General features: G+C 60.9%; 21 protein-coding genes. 7 read left to right on the forward strand and 14 right to left on the reverse strand.

Going from position 1 to position 21,304, the window contains the following annotated elements:
- Positions 1-79: 79 nt before the first annotated feature.
- Positions 80-910, reverse strand: coding sequence for a LysR family transcriptional regulator (locus ACO08A_RS02470; RefSeq protein WP_422039672.1), 831 nt, complete (start codon positions 908-910; stop codon positions 80-82).
- A gap of 187 nt (positions 911-1,097) precedes the next feature.
- Here ACO08A_RS02470 and acdA point away from each other — a divergent pair, with 187 nt between their 5' ends.
- Both acdA and ACO08A_RS02480 read left to right on the forward strand, forming a co-directional pair.
- Complete coding sequence (gene acdA, locus ACO08A_RS02475) at positions 1,098-2,315, forward strand: 3-sulfinopropanoyl-CoA desulfinase (RefSeq protein WP_422039673.1); 1,218 nt, start codon at positions 1,098-1,100, stop codon at positions 2,313-2,315.
- A 41-nt stretch (positions 2,316-2,356) separates the two neighbouring features.
- Entirely contained in the window at positions 2,357-3,757 is a 1,401-nt protein-coding gene (locus ACO08A_RS02480) for a tetratricopeptide repeat protein (RefSeq protein WP_422039674.1), read from the forward strand.
- A gap of 116 nt (positions 3,758-3,873) precedes the next feature.
- Here ACO08A_RS02480 and ACO08A_RS02485 read toward each other — a convergent pair whose 3' ends face one another.
- Genes ACO08A_RS02485 through ACO08A_RS02500 form a run of 4 tightly spaced genes read right to left on the reverse strand, consistent with a single transcriptional unit; the run spans position 3,874 to position 7,058 of the window.
- Positions 3,874-4,548: a class I SAM-dependent methyltransferase gene (locus ACO08A_RS02485; RefSeq protein WP_422039675.1), complete on the reverse strand. Its 675-nt coding sequence runs from the start codon at positions 4,546-4,548 to the stop codon at positions 3,874-3,876.
- Positions 4,545-5,378, reverse strand: coding sequence for a phosphonate ABC transporter, permease protein PhnE (phnE, locus tag ACO08A_RS02490; protein WP_422039676.1), 834 nt, complete (start codon positions 5,376-5,378; stop codon positions 4,545-4,547). Before phnE (ACO08A_RS02490) ends, ACO08A_RS02485 begins: the two co-directional genes overlap by 4 nt.
- A complete protein-coding gene (gene phnC, locus ACO08A_RS02495; protein WP_422039677.1) occupies positions 5,371-6,189 on the reverse strand; it encodes a phosphonate ABC transporter ATP-binding protein in 819 nt (272 codons plus the stop codon). Before phnC (ACO08A_RS02495) ends, phnE (ACO08A_RS02490) begins: the two co-directional genes overlap by 8 nt.
- On the reverse strand, positions 6,186-7,058 hold the full coding sequence (locus ACO08A_RS02500) for a phosphate/phosphite/phosphonate ABC transporter substrate-binding protein (RefSeq protein WP_422039678.1): 873 nt from the start codon (positions 7,056-7,058) through the stop codon (positions 6,186-6,188). Before ACO08A_RS02500 ends, phnC (ACO08A_RS02495) begins: the two co-directional genes overlap by 4 nt.
- A gap of 299 nt (positions 7,059-7,357) precedes the next feature.
- Between ACO08A_RS02500 and phnC (ACO08A_RS02505) the strand changes: the two genes are divergently transcribed.
- The 4 genes from phnC (ACO08A_RS02505) to phnE (ACO08A_RS02520) all read left to right on the forward strand — a co-directional run bounded on the left by phnC (ACO08A_RS02505) (position 7,358) and on the right by phnE (ACO08A_RS02520) (position 11,018).
- Complete coding sequence (gene phnC, locus ACO08A_RS02505) at positions 7,358-8,179, forward strand: phosphonate ABC transporter ATP-binding protein (protein ID WP_422039679.1); 822 nt, start codon at positions 7,358-7,360, stop codon at positions 8,177-8,179.
- 89 nt (positions 8,180-8,268) lie between these two features.
- Positions 8,269-9,177 (forward strand): phosphonate ABC transporter substrate-binding protein, encoded by a 909-nt coding sequence (gene phnD / locus ACO08A_RS02510; protein WP_422039680.1) that lies wholly within the window; start codon positions 8,269-8,271, stop codon positions 9,175-9,177.
- A gap of 63 nt (positions 9,178-9,240) precedes the next feature.
- Positions 9,241-10,155, forward strand: coding sequence for a phosphonate ABC transporter, permease protein PhnE (gene phnE, locus ACO08A_RS02515; protein WP_422039681.1), 915 nt, complete (start codon positions 9,241-9,243; stop codon positions 10,153-10,155).
- 2 nt (positions 10,156-10,157) lie between these two features.
- Positions 10,158-11,018 (forward strand): phosphonate ABC transporter, permease protein PhnE, encoded by an 861-nt coding sequence (gene phnE, locus ACO08A_RS02520; protein ID WP_422039682.1) that lies wholly within the window; start codon positions 10,158-10,160, stop codon positions 11,016-11,018.
- Between the two features lie 40 nt (positions 11,019-11,058).
- Here the strand turns inward: phnE (ACO08A_RS02520) and ACO08A_RS02525 are convergent, their stop codons facing one another.
- The 6 genes from ACO08A_RS02525 to ACO08A_RS02550 all read right to left on the reverse strand — a co-directional run bounded on the left by ACO08A_RS02525 (position 11,059) and on the right by ACO08A_RS02550 (position 17,699).
- The gene (locus ACO08A_RS02525) at positions 11,059-12,234 is read right to left on the reverse strand and encodes an alpha-D-ribose 1-methylphosphonate 5-triphosphate diphosphatase (RefSeq protein ID WP_422039683.1); all 1,176 of its coding nucleotides are present in this window, start codon (positions 12,232-12,234) and stop codon (positions 11,059-11,061) included.
- Positions 12,235-12,406: 172 nt separating this feature from the next.
- Complete coding sequence (locus tag ACO08A_RS02530) at positions 12,407-13,231, reverse strand: phosphodiesterase (RefSeq protein ID WP_422039684.1); 825 nt, start codon at positions 13,229-13,231, stop codon at positions 12,407-12,409.
- A 77-nt stretch (positions 13,232-13,308) separates the two neighbouring features.
- Entirely contained in the window at positions 13,309-14,568 is a 1,260-nt protein-coding gene (locus ACO08A_RS02535) for an extracellular solute-binding protein (protein ID WP_422039685.1), read from the reverse strand.
- Positions 14,569-14,689: 121 nt separating this feature from the next.
- The gene (locus ACO08A_RS02540; protein ID WP_422039686.1) at positions 14,690-15,625 is read right to left on the reverse strand and encodes a carbohydrate ABC transporter permease; all 936 of its coding nucleotides are present in this window, start codon (positions 15,623-15,625) and stop codon (positions 14,690-14,692) included.
- Positions 15,622-16,542, reverse strand: a complete 921-nt coding sequence (locus ACO08A_RS02545; protein ID WP_422039687.1) for a carbohydrate ABC transporter permease — start codon at positions 16,540-16,542, stop codon at positions 15,622-15,624. Before ACO08A_RS02545 ends, ACO08A_RS02540 begins: the two co-directional genes overlap by 4 nt.
- On the reverse strand, positions 16,542-17,699 hold the full coding sequence (locus ACO08A_RS02550; protein ID WP_422039688.1) for an ABC transporter ATP-binding protein: 1,158 nt from the start codon (positions 17,697-17,699) through the stop codon (positions 16,542-16,544). The genes ACO08A_RS02545 and ACO08A_RS02550 overlap by 1 nt, the downstream gene beginning before the upstream one ends.
- Before the next feature lie 115 nt (positions 17,700-17,814).
- On the opposite strand from ACO08A_RS02550, the gene ACO08A_RS02555 reads away from it, so the two are divergent.
- On the forward strand, positions 17,815-18,729 hold the full coding sequence (locus ACO08A_RS02555) for a LysR family transcriptional regulator (protein WP_422039689.1): 915 nt from the start codon (positions 17,815-17,817) through the stop codon (positions 18,727-18,729).
- Positions 18,730-18,750: 21 nt separating this feature from the next.
- Here ACO08A_RS02555 and ACO08A_RS02560 read toward each other — a convergent pair whose 3' ends face one another.
- The 3 genes from ACO08A_RS02560 to ACO08A_RS02570 form a co-directional block, all read right to left on the reverse strand.
- On the reverse strand, positions 18,751-19,797 hold the full coding sequence (locus tag ACO08A_RS02560) for an adenylate/guanylate cyclase domain-containing protein (RefSeq protein ID WP_422039690.1): 1,047 nt from the start codon (positions 19,795-19,797) through the stop codon (positions 18,751-18,753).
- Entirely contained in the window at positions 19,794-20,174 is a 381-nt protein-coding gene (locus tag ACO08A_RS02565; protein WP_421981916.1) for a group I truncated hemoglobin, read from the reverse strand. Before ACO08A_RS02565 ends, ACO08A_RS02560 begins: the two co-directional genes overlap by 4 nt.
- Positions 20,175-20,264: 90 nt before the next feature.
- Positions 20,265-21,098, reverse strand: coding sequence for a class I SAM-dependent methyltransferase (locus ACO08A_RS02570; protein WP_422039691.1), 834 nt, complete (start codon positions 21,096-21,098; stop codon positions 20,265-20,267).
- Between the last annotated feature and the right edge of the window lie 206 nt (positions 21,099-21,304).

Below are 21,304 nucleotides of genomic sequence, written 5' to 3' on the forward strand. Positions count from 1 at the left end.
ATTAAGCGAAAAGTTTCAGGCTGCGTGCAGGCCGGATGTAACCCGATCTCCTCCGGGGCAGGCATGTACGCATGCCCCTTCAGGCGAAGGGCAAGCGCATGGCCTCGGCAATCTTGGAGATCAGCCGGCTTCGCGGCGCATTGCGGCGGCTGGCCAGCACCACGCGCCGCTCGAATGCCCCCGCGTCCAGCGGCCAGCTGCGTATGCCCTCCGGCACCTTTGTCAGCGCCCGCTTCGGCAGGATGGAGACCCCCAGATCGTACCGCACCAGGGCTTCGACCGCTTCGAAGGAGTCGACCTCCATGGCGGTTCTGGGGTGCAGACCGCGGGCGAGCAGATAGGCCTCGACCTGCTGCGACAACCGGCTCCGGCGGTCGAACCAGATGAAGGACCGCTCGCCAAGCAGCTCTTCCAGCGTTTCAAGCGGTTCCGCCAGCGAGGTGATGACATGGAACGGTTCGTTGCAGATCCCGGCTAGCGCCAGGTTGGGATCGTCCATTTTCGGATCGGTCACCAGCGCCGCGTGCACGGTGCCGTCGCTCACCAGCTCAATCAGCTTCTGGGACAGCGCAACCATGAGCTCGACCTTGAGATCCGGGTGCTCGGCATGAATGGCGGCAAGGGCCGGTGCGGTGATGTTGGAGATGGTGGAGGGAACCGCCCCGAGCGTCACCCGGCCATGCAGCCTGCGCCGGTCGGCCAGGGCCTCGATGTCGCTGGAAATATCCTCCATGCGTCTGGCGTGCTCCACCAGCGCCAGGCCCTCGGCCGTCAGAACCGGAGGGCGTTTCGAACGGTCGAGGATCTGAAACTCGAGTTCTTCCTCGAGCGCCTTGATCTGAAGACTGACCGCGGAATGGCTCAAGCCGAGGCTTCTCGCCGCCGCATTCAGCGAACTGTGCTGAGACACCGCAATCACCGTTTTGAGAAAACGAAGGTTCATCCGAGGCCATAGTGTTAGTTTTTCTAACTTTATATCGCAGTTTTTATCGCTTTTCCATTGATTTTGTAACGCTTATTCTGTTGCAACGTCTTCCAGGGGGCAAGACGACGGGCTGGCCGGCCCCGAGATTTCCGGCCGCGGAAAGGCGATTTCCATGAACACCCATGCCGCTTTCTTCACTCGGGACCGGACGGGCAATCCCTGGCTGGACCGGATGCGGGACCTTTCTCCGGGCGTCGCAGAGCGCGCGGCCCGGTGGGATCGGGAACGCAGCTATTGCTGGCAGAACGTTGCCGAGCTTGCCGAGGCCGGGCTCATGGGCATGTCGATCCCCCGGCGGTTCGGAGGTGGCGGGGCATCGTTCCTCCAGGTGGCCGAGGTCGTCGAGGAAGCCGCACGCCACTGCACGCTGACGGCGCGGGTCCTGGTCGAGGCGAATATGGGCGGCCTCAGCGCCGTGATGGCCTATGGCACGGACGCGCAGCGCGCCTTCGTCGCTCCCATCGTGCTGGCGGGAGACAAGCCGGCCATCTGCATTTCCGAACCCGAGGCAGGCAGCGCCGCAACGCAAATGACCACCCGTGCGGACCGCAGGGGCGACCGCTGGATCCTGAATGGCCGCAAACACTGGATCACCGGCGGCGGCGTTTCCAAACTCCATCTGATCTTCGCCCGCGCCTTTGACGAAGACGGGAGCGAACTCGGCATCGGCGGTTTTCTCGTTCACGTCGACCCGGCGAAAGGCATCGAGCCCGACGGCTTCAGGGTCGTGCGCCTTGAACGCACCATGGGCCTGTGCGGCATGCCGGAAGCGGAACTCGGCTTCGACAATCTCGAGGTGCCGGACGACATGGTGCTGCGCACCCCGTCCGGCTTCGAACATGGCTTCAAGGACCTGATGACGGCCTATAACAGCCAGCGGGTCGGCGCAGGCACGATCGCAATGGGCGTTGCCGCCGGGGCGCTGGACCGTGCCAAGGACTATATCAGGGAACGGGAGCAGTTCGGCCGGCCGCTGGCCGAATTCCAGGGCCTGCAATGGATGATCGCCGACATGGAGGCGCTGGTCCACGCCTCCCGGCTGATGCTGTTCGAGGCGGCCCATTCCGCGGCCCTCTCGGACACCGGCTTCCCCGACATGACCAGGGCCGCCCAGGCGAAAGCCTTTGCGTCGGAAAATGCCATAAAGGTCGTCAATGACGCTCTTCAGATGTTCGGCGCACGCGGCTATGGTGATCTGGAGCCGCTTGAGCGCATGTACCGCGATGTACGCATGTTCACGATCGGCGGCGGCACCGCGCAGATCCTGAAGACACAGGTCGCCGGGGCCGTTCTGGGGATAAAGACACCGCAAACGCGCCGGGGAACCTGAGCATAGCACGCAAGGTTCCGGCGACCGGGAGGCCGATCGGCATGGGACTGAGCAGCTATAGTGACACGAACGATCTGAGCTACACCGCAAGTTCTCCCGAAAGCGCCCAGGCGTTCTCGAAACTCACGTCCGCCTATATGGGCTTCCGACGGGAGACCGGCGCGATCCTGAAAGGTCTTCTGGAAACCGATCCGGACATGCCGATGGCCCTTTGCGCCAAGGGCTATTTCGCCAAGCTCATGGGCAGCTCAAACCATTCCGCACGCGCGGCGAAGGTCTCCGAGAACCTCAACGAACACCTTGCCGCGATCGGTGCAAACGAGCGCGAAAAGCAGCATGCCGCGGCGCTCTCCTCATGGTGCGACGGCGACCTGGAGAAAACCACCCGCATCTGGGAAGACATCCTGCTTCAGCATCCGACCGACGGCCTGGCGCTGAGGCTGGCCCATTTCACGCATTTTTATTCCGGCAACGGCAGGCAGATGCGCGACTCGCTGGCGCGGGTGCTGCCGCTCTGGTCCGAGGATCATCCGGACTACGGATTTCTTTTGGGCATGTATGCCTTCGGACTGGAGGAGTCAGGGGAATATGCGAAGGCCGAAGAGTACGGGCGCGCGGCGGTGGCCCGCAATCCGCGGGACGCCTGGTCGGTGCACTCGATTGCACACGTCCTTGAGATGACGGAGCGCCACGAAGAAGGGATCGCGTGGGTCGCGGGCCTTGAGAAGGATTGGTCGACCGTCAACAACTTCCGTTTTCACCTATACTGGCACAAATGCCTGTATCACCTGGAGCGCGGCGAATTCGACCTTGTCCTGAAGATCTACGACGAGCAGGTCGCGTCGGACATTGAATCAGATTTCTATCTCGACATCTGCAACTGTTCGTCGCTGCTCTGGCGGCTGGAGATGTTCGGGATCGATGTCGGTGACCGGTGGCGCGACCTGTCCTCGGTGGCGCAGAAACACCTCGGCGACAAGGACCTGATCTTTGTCTCCCTGCATTATCTCATGGCCCTGGTGGCCAATGGCGACAGGGCTGCCGCACGGCAGCTACAGGACGGCCTGCGGGAATGGTCCGGCCTCGACGGGACACAGGCACGGATCTGCGCCGATGTCGGGCTGGCGATTGCCGAGGGTTTGCAGCGCGCGCGCGATGGCGATTTCGCCGCCGCCGTTGCCCGCATGGAACCCGTGCGCTACAGCCTCAACCGGATCGGCGGCAGCGCCGCACAACGCGATGTCTTCATGATGATCATGCTGGATGCGGCCAGGGCGAGCCACGACGCCCTGAAGGCACGTGCCCTTTTTGCCGACCGGCTTGGAGACAAGGTGCATTCCAGCTGGACCTGGAAGAATTACGGCAGCATTCTTGAATCCATGGGCCGGACGGACGAAGCCGCCCGGGCCCTGGAGCAATCCCGCAAGGCTCTGGCGCGGTAAGCGGGCGGCCTTCTGCACACCCACCGCGTCCGGTTTGTGCCGGCAAGGATCCAGTGCGGCGCTCCCCGGTCAATGAACGTTTCGTTCCGGCTGAAACAAAGAGGAAGGCCGGACCGCTATCCGTTCAGTTCGGCGATCAGATGCCAGTGCCACGACCCTGGTTTGCTGTGCACCTTGTCTTCCAGGTAGCTGAGCTCGAACCGGCCGAACAGGTCAACGAGTTCACGCGCGCTGCAATAGTAGTGAGGGTGGTCCTTGTCATCGTCGCCTTCGCGTACCCAGGTGTCGGGTGCGACTTCGGTGCCGATGCCGAAATTGGCATTCCGCTTGGACAGCATCGTGCCCTGAAAGAGCCCGCCCGGTTTCAGAACGCGCGCGATTTCAGACACGCACGTGCGGACGATCTCCGGGTCGCCGTGATAGATGACATTGAAAGACAGGACATAGTCGAAAAAGTCGTCCTCGAACGGCAGTTCGGTCATCGACGCAAGATGTGTCGCAATCTTGAGGTCCTCTGCGCGGGCACTTTCCTGAAGCTCCTGAAGACCGGCATTGGACAGATCCATGGCATGCGTGTCGAAACCGGCCCTTGCAAAGGCCAGTGCGTGACGGCCGACGCCGCAGCCGAGGTCGAGAGCCTTGACGGGACCTTTCCGGGCGAGCTTTCCGATCAGGGCGGAGACATCCTCGGCGGGCTTCAGCCAGTCGGCGCGCCCCTCTTCGGTCTGCCAGCGCTTGTCCCAGGCTAGGTGGGCGGTGTCGGTTTTTTCCATCGGTTCCGTGACGCTCATCGGGGCGATCCTTCCAGTATCTTGTTGCGGGCGATGCTGCCCAGACGTTCGACAAAAAGCACCAGGACAAAAATCATCAAGACGATCGTCATGGCGAGTTGGTAATCGAAGAAATCCATCGCGACCTTGAGTTCGATCCCGATCCCCCCTGCCCCGACGAGGCCGAGAACGACCGAGGAGCGTGTTGCCTTTTCAAGGGCGAAGAGGGATGTCGTGATGAAAGACGGCATCGCGGCGGGAACGACCGCGCAGAAGATCGTGTCGACCTTGCCGGCTCCGGCAGCCGTCAGCGCCTCGCTGGGACCTTTCTCGACATCTTCCATGGATTCTGCAAAGAAGCGCCCGCAGAAGCCGATCGTGTCAACGGCGATGGCAAGTGTTCCGGCGAAGGGTCCGAGCCCGACCGTAATGACAAAAACCAGTGCCCAGACGAGATCGGGAACCGTTCGGAACAGCGCGATCAGCAGGCGCGACGAGGTGTAGAAGAACCGGGAAACAATCGTCTGCCGCGCCAAGCCCCTGGCGGCGAGAACCGCGAGCGGCAGGCTGATGATGATCCCGATGATGGTTCCGGCAAGCGCCATCTGGAAGGTTTCCAGCAGGGCAAGCGACAGCTGCGGCAACCGTTCCATGGATGGCGGCCAGGCGCGCGACAGGAAGTCGGCCATGGCCGGACCACCGGACAAAAGGGCAGAGAATGAAAAGCCTGCCCCCTGAAACGACCAGATGACGAAGGCTGCGAGCGCCACATAGACCGTGAACTGCAAAGCGCCCGGACGCTCGAACCGGCCCGGCAGCAGGCGCCCTCTCTTGACCTCGATATCAGCCATAGTGCCGGCCCAGGTCGGTTGGTGAAAGCGAGTTGCTTGCCTCGTCAAGGACGATTTCACCGCGCCTGATCGCAAGCACCCGGTCGGAGTAGCTCAATGCCTGTTCGACATTGTGCGAGGTGAACAGCAAGGTGATGCCCTGTTCGCGCGTGAGCTGGTGAAACAGTTCCATGACCTCGTGTCCCGCGACGGGATCGAGGCTCGCGACGGGCTCGTCCGCAACCACCATCTTGGGTTCCTGCATCAGTGCCCTTGCGATGGCGACACGCTGCGACTGGCCGCCGGACAACTGGTCCGCGCGCTGCAGGGCCGCGTCCGCAAGGCCGACACGTTCCAGACAGTCCATTGCCTTTTCGCGGAGTTCGGCTGGTGCGAACAGCTGCGACCATCCGCGGATCCCGCCGGACCGGCCCAGACTGCCGTGGATCACGTTGGTCAGCGCCGAGACACGCGGCACGAGATTGTGCTTTTGAAAGACGAAGCCGACCTTTGCGCGGATCTTGCGCAATCTGCTCAGGCGCACGGACGTGACATCCGCATCAAACAGGTGCACCGCCCCTTGTTCCGGTTCAATCAGGCGCAGGGCGCAGCGGAGCGCCGTCGACTTTCCCGCGCCATTGGAGCCGATCAGGGCGACAGCCTCCCGGTTGCGCACCGAGAACGAAACACCGCGCAGAACGTCCTTGTCCTTGCCGAACGACTTGCACAGACCACGGACCGACAGGTCACAGCGGCTGCTTTCTTCAAAAGCTGCAGGGAATGCCGCCGGCGCAGGTGCGCCGACGATCTGATGCTGGGCTTGTGCCATCATTCACCGATGAACTTGTCGAATTGAGGGAAACCGGCAGTGGTGTACATGGACCGGACGAGGTCGTAGGCACCGTCTTCGATGGCGACCAGATCCATACCGCCATACTTGTCGTTTTCCTCATGCTGCAGGATTGCAGTGATGATGGCGTCCTTGTTCTCCAGGATCGCCGTGCGGACTCCGTCAGCCGCCGCCGCGTCGACATGCGAGGCCACCATGAGCATGTCGTTCGGCAGGTCACCGGACCGCGCGATCACGCGGAAGAAACCGTTGGGCACGCTCTCGTCCTTGTTGCGGACCCTTGTCCATGAATTGTGGTTGGTGCCCATGCCGTCGATATCGCCCTTTTTCAACGCCTCATGCGCAATGTTGCGGGAGGTGTGCAGCTTGTTGACGTCCTTGACCGGATCAACGCCGTAGTCGGCCATGAGCTGCATCGGACAAAGCATGTTGGACGTGGACCCGATGTCACCGAAAGCGACCTTCTTGCCTTTCAAGTCGGCCGGGCGGGTGATGCCGCTGTCGGCGCGGACCACGATTGCGCAGAAGTAATCGGGCCGGCCAAGGCCGATCAGCGGTGTCGCGTCGGTCAGCTTGTTGATGACGATGTATTCGGCCGGTCCGGTGACAACGAAGTCGACCTTTTTGGCGCGCAGCGCTTCTGCAGCTGCCGTGCGGCTGGTAACCGGGAAAAACTCGAACGTGTGGTCCGTCGCATTCTCAAGAGCCTCCTTGAACGGCCCCCATTCAAGTTGCAGGCGCTCCAGTCCCTCCACATCCGTAACGGCCAGTCTGTACGTGTCAGCCAGGGTGGATGAAAGTGAAAGCGCGAGCGCAGCAGCCGCAAGCGCGGCGGATTTCAAGAAACGCATTTTAGGAACTCCCCAAGAAGCCGAGACATTACCGGCGAAGCGAGGCGAGCCTAGCGAGGCCGCGGGCGTCGAATGTGAAACAAATATGTAAAATTTACGAAATTTACTTTTATATCACTTATCATCAGCGTGCTGATTTTGAGATTTATTTCATCTTCATTTTTGGATTCTTATACTTATTTATTTCCCGGCAAATAGATTCTGCAACTCCGTCACAAAAAATCATAAAAGTATAATCGTATAGACATCTGCAAACCGCAGATTTCTGCTAGGTGCGTCCACGTTTCGCGGAGGGCGCCATGCTGGTCATTGAACAATTATCCAAAGTATTCGGGGACTTGGTTGCGGTCGACAGTGTTTCACTGGCGATCCCCAGGGGGCAGATGGTCGGCGTGATCGGCCGGTCCGGTGCCGGCAAATCCACGTTGCTTCGCATGGTCAACCGCCTCGCGGATCCCAGCCAAGGCACGATCATCAACGACGGCCAGAACGTCACCGCCCTGAAAGGCCGGGAGCTGCGGCTCTGGCGGGCCTCCTGCGCGATGATTTTTCAACAGTTCAATCTTGTCGAACGCATGGATGTGCTGACCAACGTCATGGTCGGGCGGATCGCCCATACAGGGTTCGCGCGCTCGATGCTCAAGTCCTTTACCGATGAAGACAGAGCCCTTGCCATTCACGCCCTCGACCGGCTCGACCTCGTGCCGCAGGCGCTTCAGCGTGCGGGTACGCTGTCCGGCGGTCAGCAGCAGCGCGTCGCGATCGCCAAGGCCCTGGTTCAGAACCCGCGCATCATGCTTGCGGACGAACCGATCGCCTCGCTTGACCCGGCAAATGCAAGCCGCGTCATGGAGGCTCTTAGGCAAATCAACAGGGACGACGGCCTGACGGTTCTTGTCAATCTCCACACGCTGGATACGGCCCGCACCTATTGCGACCGCATCGTCGCGATGAAGGCCGGACAGGTGCATTTCGACGGCGCGCCTGCCGACCTGACCACCGACAAGGTGCGCGCCATCTACGGCACGGACGGTCTCGGGGACGACATCAATGAAGCCGTCACCTCCACTTCTCTTCACCCGGCTTCGCCGCGACAACCGAAACAGGCTGTCGGGGCGTGAACCGCGCGTGCAGCTTCCAGGCATGCGCCTCTCTTGCGGCCGCGTCCGCGCACTAACCGCCGTCCCGTGCGGCGAACATGGAGACTACGATGAAGGCTATTTTCGCAGCAGCGGTTTCAGCTGTCGTTCTTGCCACCTCGCCGGCCCTGGCAGAGAGCTGGAAAGATCAATACAAGACCATCAAATTCGGCATTCTTTCCGGTGAAAACGAGAAAGACCGGATCGCGCGCTATACCCCGTTCGAGAAATACCTGGAGAACCAGCTGGGCGTAGAGGTCGAGATCTTCACGGCCGGTTCATATGACGGCGTGATCCAGGCGATCGCCGCCGACCAGATCGAGTTCGCCTTCTTCGGATCGTCTTCCTATGCGGCGGCCTACACGGAAACGAATGGCGGTGTCGTGCCACTCGTCTCGCGCCTGCAAAAGGACGGCTCCACCGGCTACTTCTCCGTTATCGCGGTCCGTTGCGACAGCGGCCTGGCGTCGCTTGACGACCTGAAGGGCAAGACGCTCGCGTTCGCAGATCCCGATTCCACGTCCGGCTACGCGGTCCCCTATTTCAACCTGAACAAACAGGGCTACGACCCGAAGACCTATTTCGGCGCAACCCCGTTTTCCGGTGCACACGAGACCGGTGTCCTGGGCGTCGCAAACAAGCAGTACGACGCGGCAGCGACCTACATCACCAATGAGACCAACGGCATTCCGCAGCGCATGGTCACGAAGGGCATGATCAAGGAAGGCGAGATCTGCATGATCTGGAAGTCGCCCGAGATCACCTCCGGCCCGCTGGCGGCCCGCGCCAACCTTCCCGAAGGCCTGATCCAGGACATGCGCAAGGCGGTCATGGACATTCCGGAAAACGACACGCTTGCCTTCATCGAAATGACAGGCGGCGAAGACTCCACGCAACAAGGCTGGATCGAGGTCGACCACGACCGGTACCAGTGGATTGTCGACATGCGTGACTGGCTGAAGAAACAGCGCCGCGGCTAACCGCCAAAACCTGGAGAGGTGCGCTTGCACCTCTCTTTTCTTCCAGTCCGACAGGCCCCGTCCATGACAGTCCATTCCCCGGCGATCGATCAGTTCGAAATCGACTACACCGCAGCGCGCAAGGCGGCGCTTCGCGTCAACCTCGTCTCGACCACGCTGTTCGGCATCTGCTTTTTCTTTGCCGCGTGGATCGGCGGCTTTTTCGACATGACCGATGTCACTCTTGCGAACGGCGACAGGGTCTCGATGTGGAAAATCTGGGCGGGCCTGCCCCGGCTCGGGGAATACCTCTACAAGACCCTTCCAGTTCTGCGCTGGGAAACGCTCGGAGCGGATATCGCCAATTGGTTCTGGCGCTGGAAGGTCTGGCTCGAACTCCTGATCGAAACAATCCTGATTGCCTATCTGGCAACGCTCATGGGCGTTGTCGGTGCGTTCCTGCTCAGCTTTCCGGCCTCCAGGAACCTGGCGCCCAATGCTCTTGTTCTCAATCTGACGCGCCGCTACCTGGAGATCGTCCGCACGGTGCCGGAACTCGTCTGGGCACTGATCTTCGTTTTCTGCTTTGGCGTCGGTCCCCTCGCCGGTGTTCTCGCAATCGGCCTTCACTCCACCGGGGCTCTCGGGAAACTCTACTCCGAGGCCAACGAGAATGCCGACATGCGTGCGGTTGAGGGCATCAGGGCGTCGGGCGGCTCCTGGTTCGATCAGGTCCGCTACGGGATCGTCCCGCAGGTTGTTCCAAATGTCATCAGCTACACGCTGCTTCGGTTCGAGATCAACGTTCGCTCGTCATCGATCATCGGGTTCGTCGGTGCGGGCGGGCTCGGCCAGGAGATCCGGGTCGCCATGTCGCTTCAGGAATACACGGACCTGTCCGCGCTCTTCATCATCATCTTCGTGACGGTGATCCTGATCGACATGATCAGCGAAAAGGTCCGGCACCGGATCATCGGGCTGACGGGCAAGGGAGTTTGAAGATGGACAGATCATCCAGTAAGCTCGCCGAGGCCCGGGACCTAGTCCCAGGAGCGTTCCGCAGACCCCTGAAATCGAAAGTGGTCCGTCTGGCAGGATGGGCGGCCTTTGTGCTGCTGACGGCCTGGTGCCTGTGGGACTTCGGGTTTGCGCCAGGCCGCATCCTGGACGGCATCACGCGTTTCGGAACCGTGCTTTCCTTCATGTTTCCCCCTCATGTCTGGGAGACCTGGGAGGAATGGCGCGAGGTCTTCAAAGGACTTGGCGAAACGGTCGCGATGGCGTTCATGGGAACCCTTCTCGGGGCCGTTGTCGCCTTTCCGCTTTCATTCCTTGGCGCGAAAAACATCATGCCGATATCCTGGCTGCGGCTGAGTGCCCGCCGCGGTTTTGACGCCCTGCGGGCCGTCGAGCAGATCATTCTCGCGCTGATCTTCATCCGCGCCTTCGGCCTCGGGCCGCTGGCCGGGATCCTGGCCATTGCCGTTTCGGAAATCGGCACCTTTTCCAAACTGTTTTCCGAAGCGCTCGAGAACACCTCGAAGAAGCCGGTCGACGGGGTCAAGGCCTCCGGCGGCGGCACCGCGCAGACAATCCGCTTCGCTGTCCTGCCGCAGGCACTTCCCGTGATCCTTTCGGTCATTCTCTACAACTTTGAATCCAATACACGTTCAGGCACGATCCTCGGCATCGTCGGGGCCGGTGGCATCGGCTTTCTGCTGGCTGACCGGATCAGCGCCTACCGGTGGCCTGAAGCCTGGTCGATCATCTTCCTGATCATCTTCACGGTTTATCTGATCGATGCCCTGTCAGGATATCTGCGGCGGCGGCTGATCGGCAGTGATGAAAAAGGCAGGACCTGACGACGGGAGACAAGGGCCAGATCGGCAAACCGCGCGTCCGTTACAGAACGCGCTGCGCCTTCAGCCAGGCCTGTCTGACAACAGGATGACCGGCATGAACGCCGACATGCAGAAGGTCCGCACGTTTGCCGACAGCGATCTCTCCCCTGTCCGTTAGTCCGGACACCACGGCCGGTGTCTTGGTCACCGTGCGGATCGCCGCTGGCAGATCCTCGCTGAAGTCCTCATCGGAGGCGATCATGAAAGCAGCGTCCAACATGGAGCGGGGCACATAGTCGGACGCCAGGATATCGACGAGCCCTTCCGCCATCAGGTCCCTGACGGCGACGTTGCCGGATTGCGAGCCGCCACGCAGCACATTGGGTGCACCGCCGACAACCGACATGCCGTGGCTCTTCGCCTTGCGTGCTGCTGCGAGCGTGCACGGGAACTCCGAAACCGTGACGCCTTCGGCAAGCGCTTCGTCGACGTGATGCAATTCGGTATCGTCGTGGCTCAGGAGGGGCAGGCCGCGTTCGCGGGCCAGGGCGACAACCGCAGGACGCACCTTCGCGCTGATGTCGTCGGAGAAATCCAAAAGGCCCCTCACCGACTTATCCGCTTCGGCGCGCGTTTCACCCGTATCGGCCATGCGCCGCTGCATATAGGCCTCGATGTCCTTGCTCTGACGGCGCCCCGGCAAATGCTCCATCACGGACACCATGCGCACGATCGGCTTGGCGATGTTTTCTTCCGTCAGGCGCGCCGTCTCTGCATCCGTGATCTCGCAGCGAAGATGCACGAGATGCTCGGCACGAAAGATCCCTGCCGCTTGGGCCGCCTCGATGGCATCCACCATGGGGCCGAGGACTTCACGCCGTTCCGGCTTCGTGACTGTCGCGCCGACACACAGGCTGTCGAACACCGTGGTGATGCCGCTGCCGATGATCTGCGCGTCGTGGGCAAGGGCCGCGCGCAGCGGGTCCCATTTCACATGCGCGCGCGGATAGACATGTTTCTCGAAATGATCGGTGTGGATGTCGAGCAGACCGGGGATCAGATACTCGCCGTCCAGATCGTGACCGGCCTGCGGGGTAACTCCGGTGTCGATGGCAACAATCTGCCCATCCGAGATCGCCACGTGCCCCTGAACAACTTCGTCAGCGAGAACGATCCTGGCGTTCTTGAGAACCGTCAGTTCGCTTCCGGTCGGCAGGGTCTTGTCGGCAAAGGTCATGGCTCACTCCGGCATGGCAGACGACCCCGAGGCATGCGGGATCGTGCCGTTCTGGTTCAGGAAAGAGGCCTTTTACTCCCAAATGCGCCACTTATTGTGACAGTTTGGGCAAGAGACTGTGACATCCCGAGGGTTTCCGTCCCGGCTGACGCTGCAAACGGAACACGCCCTTTTACCGCACCATGGTCAGCCGGTTCCAGTCGGCATAGTCGGGTGAGCCCTCACGGCGGATTTCACCCCGATAGCCGTATTCCACCATATGCACCATCACAGAGGTGTCGTCGGCCAGAATGACGGCATAGCTCTCGTGAAGGTCGGACGCACTCAGATTGCCGCCATTGCCGAAGTCGGGCCAGCCGGCGTGGTTGGTTCCGCGCGGCGCACTGAAAGGCAACCCGTGGAAGGACCCGCAAAGCGGCAGATGGCAATGCCCGTGGAAGATATGACGGATCCTGGATTTGTGTTTCCTGACCACGTCTCCGAATGCCCCGGCATCCAGCAGCATGATCTTGTCCATCGGCGCGATCCCCGTCGGAACGGGATTGTGATGCATGAACAGAAACACAGGCCCCGGTGCAGCGGCCAATTCGGCGTCGAGCCAACGCAGACGCTCGTCGCAGTAGTATCCGGCATGCGAATTCGGGCCCCACGTGTCGAGTAGGAGAGCGCGGCCGCCAGGAAGATCCAGCACCGACTGAACAAAGCCGTTTTCATCGACCCGTTCGGGAAAGACGGAGGCGAACACGTCGCGTTCGTCATGATTGCCGATGCACAGGGAAACCGGGACCGGCGAGGTGGCGATCAGGTCCTTGAGCCGCAGGTAGTCGGAACGGTCGCCCCAGTCGGACAGGTCGCCGGTGATGACAAGCGCATCCGCATCCGGATGATGGGTGATCGCATGATCGAGCGCTTTCTTGAAATTGTCGTTCGGTTCGCGTCCGCCGATGGTATCACCGGGCGTGGTCAGGTGAATGTCGGTCAGTTGAAGAAGTTTCACGTCTTCCTCCGGTTCTTGTTCTGATTGACCTGCTGCCCGCAAACGCGGGCAGCAGCCGTTATTGGAAAGAAGCGGGATCAGTTGGACGGCAGCAGGTCCTGAACTTCCTCGGTCAGTTCTTCCTGCAGTTCGCCCATGTCCTCGAATTCACCGGTGACGATGCCCTCGATGCCGTCATAGATCACCTGTGTGATCGCCAGGCCGTTATCGCCCGGGTAGGCCTGCCAGTCGCGCAGCAGCGGCAGCTGACGGACGGCCGTTTCCTTGTTCGGGTTCTGCTTGTAGAAATCGGCAAGGATCACTTCGTTGGCGGCCTTGTTCGGCGGCATGTAGCCGGTCGTGCGGGCCACGTCGGCAGCGCCTTCGCCGGAGGTGATGAATTTCAGCCATTTCCAGGAGGCGTCGAGAACTTTCGGATCATCGCTGGTGGACACCAGCATGGCCGAATTGCCACCGGCCGGAAGTCCCATGGGCCCGCTTGCAACGAGGCCGGGATACTCGTTGGTTTTCAGTTCAAAGTCACCCTTGGCGCGTTCAACGGCGCCCAGCGCCGAAGTCGACCAGAACATCATGCCGATTTCGCCGGCGGAGAAGGATGCGAGTGCCGCCTTCCATTCGATGTTCTGCATGTCGCAGCCACGGAAAAGGCCCTTCATGGTCTCAAGAGCCTTCAGGCCTTCCGGCGAGGCAATCTGGATTTCGCTACCTTCCATGGTCGCCTTGTCCTGCGACCACATCAGCGCCTGCAGGAACCAGTTGCCGGTGATGTTCCAGCCCCAGAACATTGGGTTCTTCACGCCGGCTTCGCGCAGCGTGCCGCACACCTCGACGACCTCGTCCCAGGTTTTCGGAAGCTGATCGGCGGAGGTGATGCCGGCTTTGGCCATGACATCCATGTTGTAGTAGCCAACCGGAAGCGAGACGGAGAACGGCAGACCGTAGATGTCGTCGTTGAACGTGCCGAGTGCCAGCATGGCATCGTGATAGCCGTCCTTGGCAAAATCTTCCTCTTTCAGGATGAACGGCTCAAGCGACTTGGCGATGCCCTTTTCGACCAGGATCGCCTGGCGGTTGAGGCCCTGCATGGTCACGTCGGGCAGCGTGCCGGCGACAGCCTCGCGCAGGATCGTGTTGGTACCGTCTTCGTAGGATTCGTAGGTCGCCCGGATCTTCACATCGATGTTCGGATGCTGCTCCTTGAACTTGGGCAGGATCTTTTCATAGGTCACATCGAACAAGTGGCTGTAAGGATAAGCGAACTCGATGGTAATCGTGTCTTCCGCCTGTGCGGCGGATGCCGCGAACAGCATTGCTATTGCGGTGAGGGTCTTTTTCATGGAACTCTCCGTCTGTTGCCGGGGGAACGGCAGGTCGCCAAACTCGCCCGTTCCCTTGTGATCCCTTCAGCGGGATTTCGGTGATGGGACCGCCTTAGGGCGGTCCCGCATATCGGCCGGGTCATTTCATCCCCGACAGCGTGATGCCTTCGATGAAGCGCCGCTGCGCGATCATGAACGCCACGATCAGGGGCGCGACGATGATGGACGCAGTGGCCATCATCGGCCCGAAATTGTCGCCGTCCGCATCCCCCTTGAATTCGCGAAGACCGAGCGGCGGCGTGAACAGGGACCGGTCACCGGTGACGACGATGCGCGGCCAGAAATAGTCGTTCCAGTGCGCCACCACCGAGAAGATCGCGAAGGCCAGCAGCGCGGGGATCGCCGTCGGCAGCATCACGTTCCAGATGATCGAAAACTCACTCATGCCGTCCATGCGTGCCGCGTCGATCAGATCGTCCGGGACGGTCATGAAGAACTGCCGCATGAGAAAGATGCCGAAGACCGAGATGGTCCAGGGAATGACAAGCGCGGCATAGGTGTTGGTGAGGCCCAGCTTGGCCAGCATGATGTAGAGGGGCAGCGCGATGGCATGCACGGGAATGAGCAGGCAGAAGAGCACCAGACCGAAGACGGCTTCCCGGCCCCAGAAACGCAGCTTGGCGAGGGCGTAGGCACAAGGCAACGCGACCAGCACCTGAATGAAGAAGATCGACGCGGTCACGACGACACCGTTGAAGAGGTATCGGACGAGCGGGGCTTTTTCGAAGGCGGTGGTGTAGTTGTAGATGACCGGCGTCACCATGCAGTCGGCAACATCCCTGCCGAGCTTGATGCAGTAGTCGTCCCGGAACAGCTCCTGCGTTCCGAAGAAGCCGCCGGTGTTCTGCATGATCTCCGCCGGGCTTTTGAAGCTGTAGCTCAGCATCACGTAAAACGGCAGCAGCACGATCAGGCTGCCGAGGATCAGCACCACGTGCCTGATCGTCTCGGCCGCCGAGAACCGGAAGGCAGGAAGGGAAACCGGGGTCGTGGCCGGAAGACTCGCCTCGCTCATGTGTAATGCACCCTTCTTTCAACGAGCCAGCGCTGGACAATCGTGAGGAACATGACGAAGGCCAGGAACACCACGGTGATCGCGGCGCCGATGCCCATCAGGTTCTGCTGGATCGCCTTTTCGTAGATGGCGAACATCATCACGTAGACCGATTTCGACGGCCCTCCTCCCTGCGGGTAGAAAGCTTCCACCGTGTCGAAGACCTGGAAGGAGCGGATGAAGGAAATCGTGACGACGAAGACGGTTGTCGGGCCCAGCATCGGCCATGTGACCAGCCGGAACCGGTCCCAGGCGGTCTCGGCGCCGTCCATCTCGGCCGCGTGGTAGAGCTCACGCGGCACGCTTGTCAGCCCGGCAAGATAGAGCACCATGTTGAAGCCGAAACCCTGCCACACGCCGATGAAGGCCACGGTCCAGATCGCGTAGTCGCGGTCGGTCAGCCAGAGCGGAAAGCCGCGCTCGCAACCGTTCGCGAACCAGGACCAGATTTCCAGAAACGAACCGCAACCACGCTCAAGCGTGGAGTTGACGATGCCGATGGTCGGATGAAAAGCGAACTCCCAGACGATCGCCATTGCAATCAGGGCCGCCATGACAGGCAGAAAATAGATCGTCTTGTAGAGATCGCCGAAGCGCCTGGTGGAATTGATCAGGAGGGCTGCTCCGAGGCCGAGACCGACGGACAGCGGCACGACGACGAAGACATAGCGGAAGGTCGCGCCGAACATCTTCTCGTAGGTCGAACGGGTGAAGATCTTCTCGTAGTTCTCCAGGCCGACGAATTCTGCCCCCGGATTGCCGAGGCTGTAATTGGTCAAGCTGAGAGCACCGGCAATGGCAATCGGCATCAGCAGGATGACAACCATCAGAAACAAAGCGGGGCCGACAAACCACCAGTGCGCCTTTGTGGTCTGCATCACGCCACCTCGGCGACATTGCCGGTAGCAGCGCTATTCAGGTCCAGTCTCTTGCCGTCCTTGCCGAAGACGAGCGCCTGGCCGTGTTCACGAATGACATGGACGGTCTGGCCGAAGGACGCCCCCTGCCCCTCATGCGGTGAAACCCGCACGACAAGCCTTTGAGACCCGTTCAGAACCGACACATGCAGGTAAATGTCGGCACCCAGGTTTTCCTTGTGCACGACCTGGCCCGAAAGCGCTTCCGGCGTTCCCTTTTCGCACAGGGACAGGTGTTCCGGACGCAGCCCGATACTGACCGATCCGACCACACCCCTTGTCGCTGTGCGGGTAAGCACGATCTCACCGCAGCGGGCATGTCCGTTGTTATCGAGTGACCCCGGCAACAGATTGATCTTGGGCGCACCGACAAACTCGGCAACGCGTATGTCCTGCGGATCGTTGTAGACGGCATGCGGCGCGCCGAGCTGAAGGATTTCGCCATCCATCATGACTGCCATCCGGTCCGACATGGTCAGGGCTTCGGCCTGGTCGTGGGTTACGTAGACAAATGTCGTCTTCAACGAGCGGTGCAATTCGGCAAGCTCCGAGCGCATGTGAATACGCAGCGCGGCGTCCAGGTTGGACAGAGGTTCGTCCATCAGGAACGCCACCGGTTTGCGCACCATGGCGCGGCCGAGCGCGGCCCTCTGTCTCTGTCCGCCCGACAACTGGCCGGGTTTGCGGTCCAGCAAGTGATCGATCTTCAGGATCTGCGCCGTTTCGCGCACCTGTTCCAAGATTGCCCTGTACTGACCGCGCGCGAGCACCGGGCCGAGCAGTGGTAACCGTCCGGCAAGCGACAGATCCCTCAGCTTCAGCGGCGTCATCATGTTCTGCAGGACGGTCAGATGCGGGTAAAGCGCGTAGGACTGGAACACCATTGCCAGGTTGCGCCTGGCCGGGCGGACGCCATTCACTGTCTGGCCGCCGATCACGACCTCTCCGGAAGACGGGGCTTCCAGTCCGGCAAGAATGCGCAGAAGGGTCGATTTTCCGCAGCCCGACGGCCCGACCAGCGTCAGGAATTCTCCGTCGGCGATCTCGAGATCGATTCCGTTCAGAACCGACGTGGTTCCAAAGCTCTTTTCAATCGACGACAAGGATATGGCGGTCATGTATCGCTCCCGGTTTCGCGGGGACCCTAGTCAGGCTGATTGAACCGGGTGTGACGTAATATTAGTGTTGCTAATGGCTCCTAAGGTTTGGCAGCGCAGGTAACACGGAACTGTCATGAACACCCCGCCAAGCCCCTATCAGATCAAGGCCTTCACGCATGTCGCCCGCGAAGGCAGCTTCTCGCTGGCAGCGAAGGTTCTCGGCGTCACCCAGTCCTCGGTCACGCAGCATGTCGGCAAACTCGAGACAGTGATGGGGACCCAGCTGTTCATTCGCCGCCGGGGTGCGCTGGAGCTGACCCGGGCAGGCAGGGAACTCTTCGCCATTTCCGACCGGCTCACGACACTGGAGCAGCTGGTCAACGAAAAAATCAGCGATTTCAGTTCGCTGGCAGATGGACATATCAAGCTGATCGCGAACGCTCCGCGCCCCGCGATGCCGATCATTGCCGAATACGGAAAACGCTACCCACAGGTCCAGATCGACTTCACGCTCTATGACTGGACATCGGCAATGTCGCTCCTGAACGAACGGCAGGTCGACATGGCGATCATCACGGAGCCGGCGGAAAGCGCCACCGTCGTCACGCATGAGCTGCGCCGCTCCAGGTACATGGCGTACATGAGGTGCGATCATCGGCTGGCGAACAGCGATGTGGTGTCACTCAGGGATTTGCAGAACGAGACGCTGGTGCTTCCCGGCGACGGATCGTTGACGCAGCGGGTGGTGAACGCCAAGATCCGCAAGCACGGCCTGACCTTTTCCCGCATATTGAAAACGACCACGTTTCCGATGGTCAAGGAGGCCCTTCTGCACAATCTGGGCGTGGGTCTTCTGCTGGAAAACAGCCTCTATCCGTCGCAGAACCTCGTGGCCATACCGGTTCTGGAGATGCCGGAGACCTACCGCGATTGCGTCGTGATACCGAAGGACAAGAACGACCTGCGTCTGATCAAGAGCTTTCTGGGTGTGTGTATTGAACTGGTCGTCTCGGAAGAAGACGCGCTAGATGACGCCCGCTGCCAATAGGGAGAAAATGCCGGCGGCGCATCACGCGGCGAGCGTGAGCGCGCCGCGTGACCGCAGTGTTGCAACGGACGTGTCGCCGAAGCCCCTGATATCGACTGTTCTGGGATCGGCTGCCACAAGTCCTTCGGGACCGTCGGCACAGAACTCGGCCGTGGCTGTTACCTCCATCGGGTTGGACAGGGCCTGCAGCCGGGACGCCAGGTTCACGGCAGGACCGAAGACGTCGTAGACGTATTTCTGCACGCCCACCACCGATCCGACGACCGAACCTGACGCAACGCCGATCCGTGCCTGCCACTTGTGCGCATGGCTCTGATTGCGTCTTTCCAGATAGCGGATCATCTTGAACGCGCACTGGGAAACGGCGGCGGCATGATCCGGGTCAGGTGTCGGCAGGCCCGCGACGGCGAGATAGGCGTCACCAATCGTCTTGATCCGCTCGCAGCCGTGCATTTCGGCAATTCGGTCGAAGGCCGTGAAGATGTCATTCAACTCCGTGACGGTGACGGTCGGGTCCGCTGCTGCGGCCATCTGGGTGAAGCCGACGAAATCCAGCATGAGCACGGAAACCGGTTCGTAGAGCTTCGGTGTGACCGTTCCAAAGGCGGTGTATTCCTCGTAGACGGAACGCGGCATGACATTGAGAAGCAGCTTCTCGACGCGGTTCTTCTCCAGTTCCAGTTCACGCGCCTTGCGCTCGGCTATGCGGGCATAGCTGTCGATCATGGCTTCGGTTTCGCGCAACCGCGAGATGTTCTGACACTCGACAACGAGTATCCTGTTGCCGTCGCTTTCCGCGTGCCGGATGACCGTTTCGATTGTCAGGAGCCGGCGCCTGCGTTTCAGCGCGACATCGATCTTGGTTGCCTCCTGCTCCGCGAGGCGCTGCAGAAGTTCCGCGCGTGTCACGTTCGCAAATGCACCGTCCAGGGTCGCGTTTTCGCCGACATCGAACCAGTCTGCAAATGCCGGGTTCCGGTAACGGATTGACAGATCCTCCGGATCCGCCAGCGCAACGCCGACCCCGATATTGGACAGCATGCGCATGCTGATCGTATCGATATTCATGCCGCCTTGCTCCTCCTGACGATAACCGAGCGCCGCGCTTCGACCGCTGCGATTGCCTTCACCCGGTCCTGCTTCTCGAAGCCCGCGTCCGTGAGGGTTTCGTTCAGGATCAGCGCGATCTCGTCGAAATGGTGATGTTCGACTTCCAGATGTGCATGCGCCATCGCCAGGCGCGCATCCGAAATCTCGACCGGTCCGCCGAGCAGGCCTGCAATCATCTTGGTCTGGTGATCGATGAGCCGGGCCATGTTGACGTCTTCGAAGAAGTGGCCGACGACGTCATTGTCGAGCGCGCGTTCATAGAACTCCGTCACGACTTGCCGTACGCCCGGAAAGCCACCGTATTTCTCGTAAAGCGTCTGCTTGCTGCCAGTCATTTGATTGCTCCGTTCCAGGGGGCTGTGTTTGGGGAGACGCGCGGGCCTGAAGTTGCCCGCGCCTTCTATGGTGAATTGGAATGCCGCCATTCAGCGCTTTTGAATGATGACTTCCGCGTATTCGGCCGGGACGATCATCGCCCGTTCGCCGCCGACAGAGGCCGTCTCGGCAACCGCAACCAGATCGTCCTCGAGCGCATTTGCACCGGTTTCACCGACGGCCTGGAACGCCTTGTTCATCGGGCCGTAGATTTCGCGCCAGGTTTCGACCCAGTCGCGGGCCGAGCGGTAGCGGAAGACGAATTTGCGCGACGAGACCGAGATCGATGCTGCCTCGTGCCCGAAAAGTTCTGTCAGCCGGTCTTCCGATGCCCATTCAAGGGGAGAGCGCACGCCGGCGGGCGGTGGCATGTGACGGCCGATCGTCTTGAAGACCTGACCAATGAAACCGGCGGGTGTCCAGTTTGCCATGCCGATGCGGCCCCCGGGCCTCAGGACCCTGAGCATCGATTGCGCGGCCGCTTCCTGATCGGCTGTGAACATGACGCCGAAGGTCGACGTCACGACGTCGAACGTGGCATCATCAAAAGGCAGGGCCTCCGCATCCGCTTCCCGGAACGCGACCGACAGACCTTCCGCTTTCGCCCGCTCCATGCCGGCGCGAAGCCAGGCTTCGACATAGTCCGTCGACACGACATCGCAGAAACGGCGGGCGGCCGCCAGCGTCGCGTTGCCGTTTCCGGCCGCGACATCAAGCACGCGTTCGCCCGGTGCAAGGTCCAGGTCTTCGGCAAGCATTTCGCCGACGATCTGAAGGGTTGTGCCGACGACCGGGTAGTCGCCCGTCGACCAGACGGTCTGCTGACGTTGCTTGACCGCCTTGAGATCCGGTCCTTCGAAGGATGGCTGATTGAGTGCGTTCATCACTGTGCTCCATTCAGGTTCATGTTGACGGAGCATTGATCGCACCGAGGGGATCAGAGCGCTTGAAGATTGCCTGAGGGCTCTGTGGGGATTATCTGAGGAGAGCCTGAAATCTCATGGAATCTCCATTCCGGACGCCCTGCGCAGGCCGAAACGCGTAAAAAATCCAGGCCGGCGGACGCCGGCCTGGACAGCACTCGAACCTG

Source organism: Roseibium sp. (assembly GCF_965232425.1).
Taxonomy (GTDB): Bacteria; Pseudomonadota; Alphaproteobacteria; order Rhizobiales; family Stappiaceae; genus Roseibium.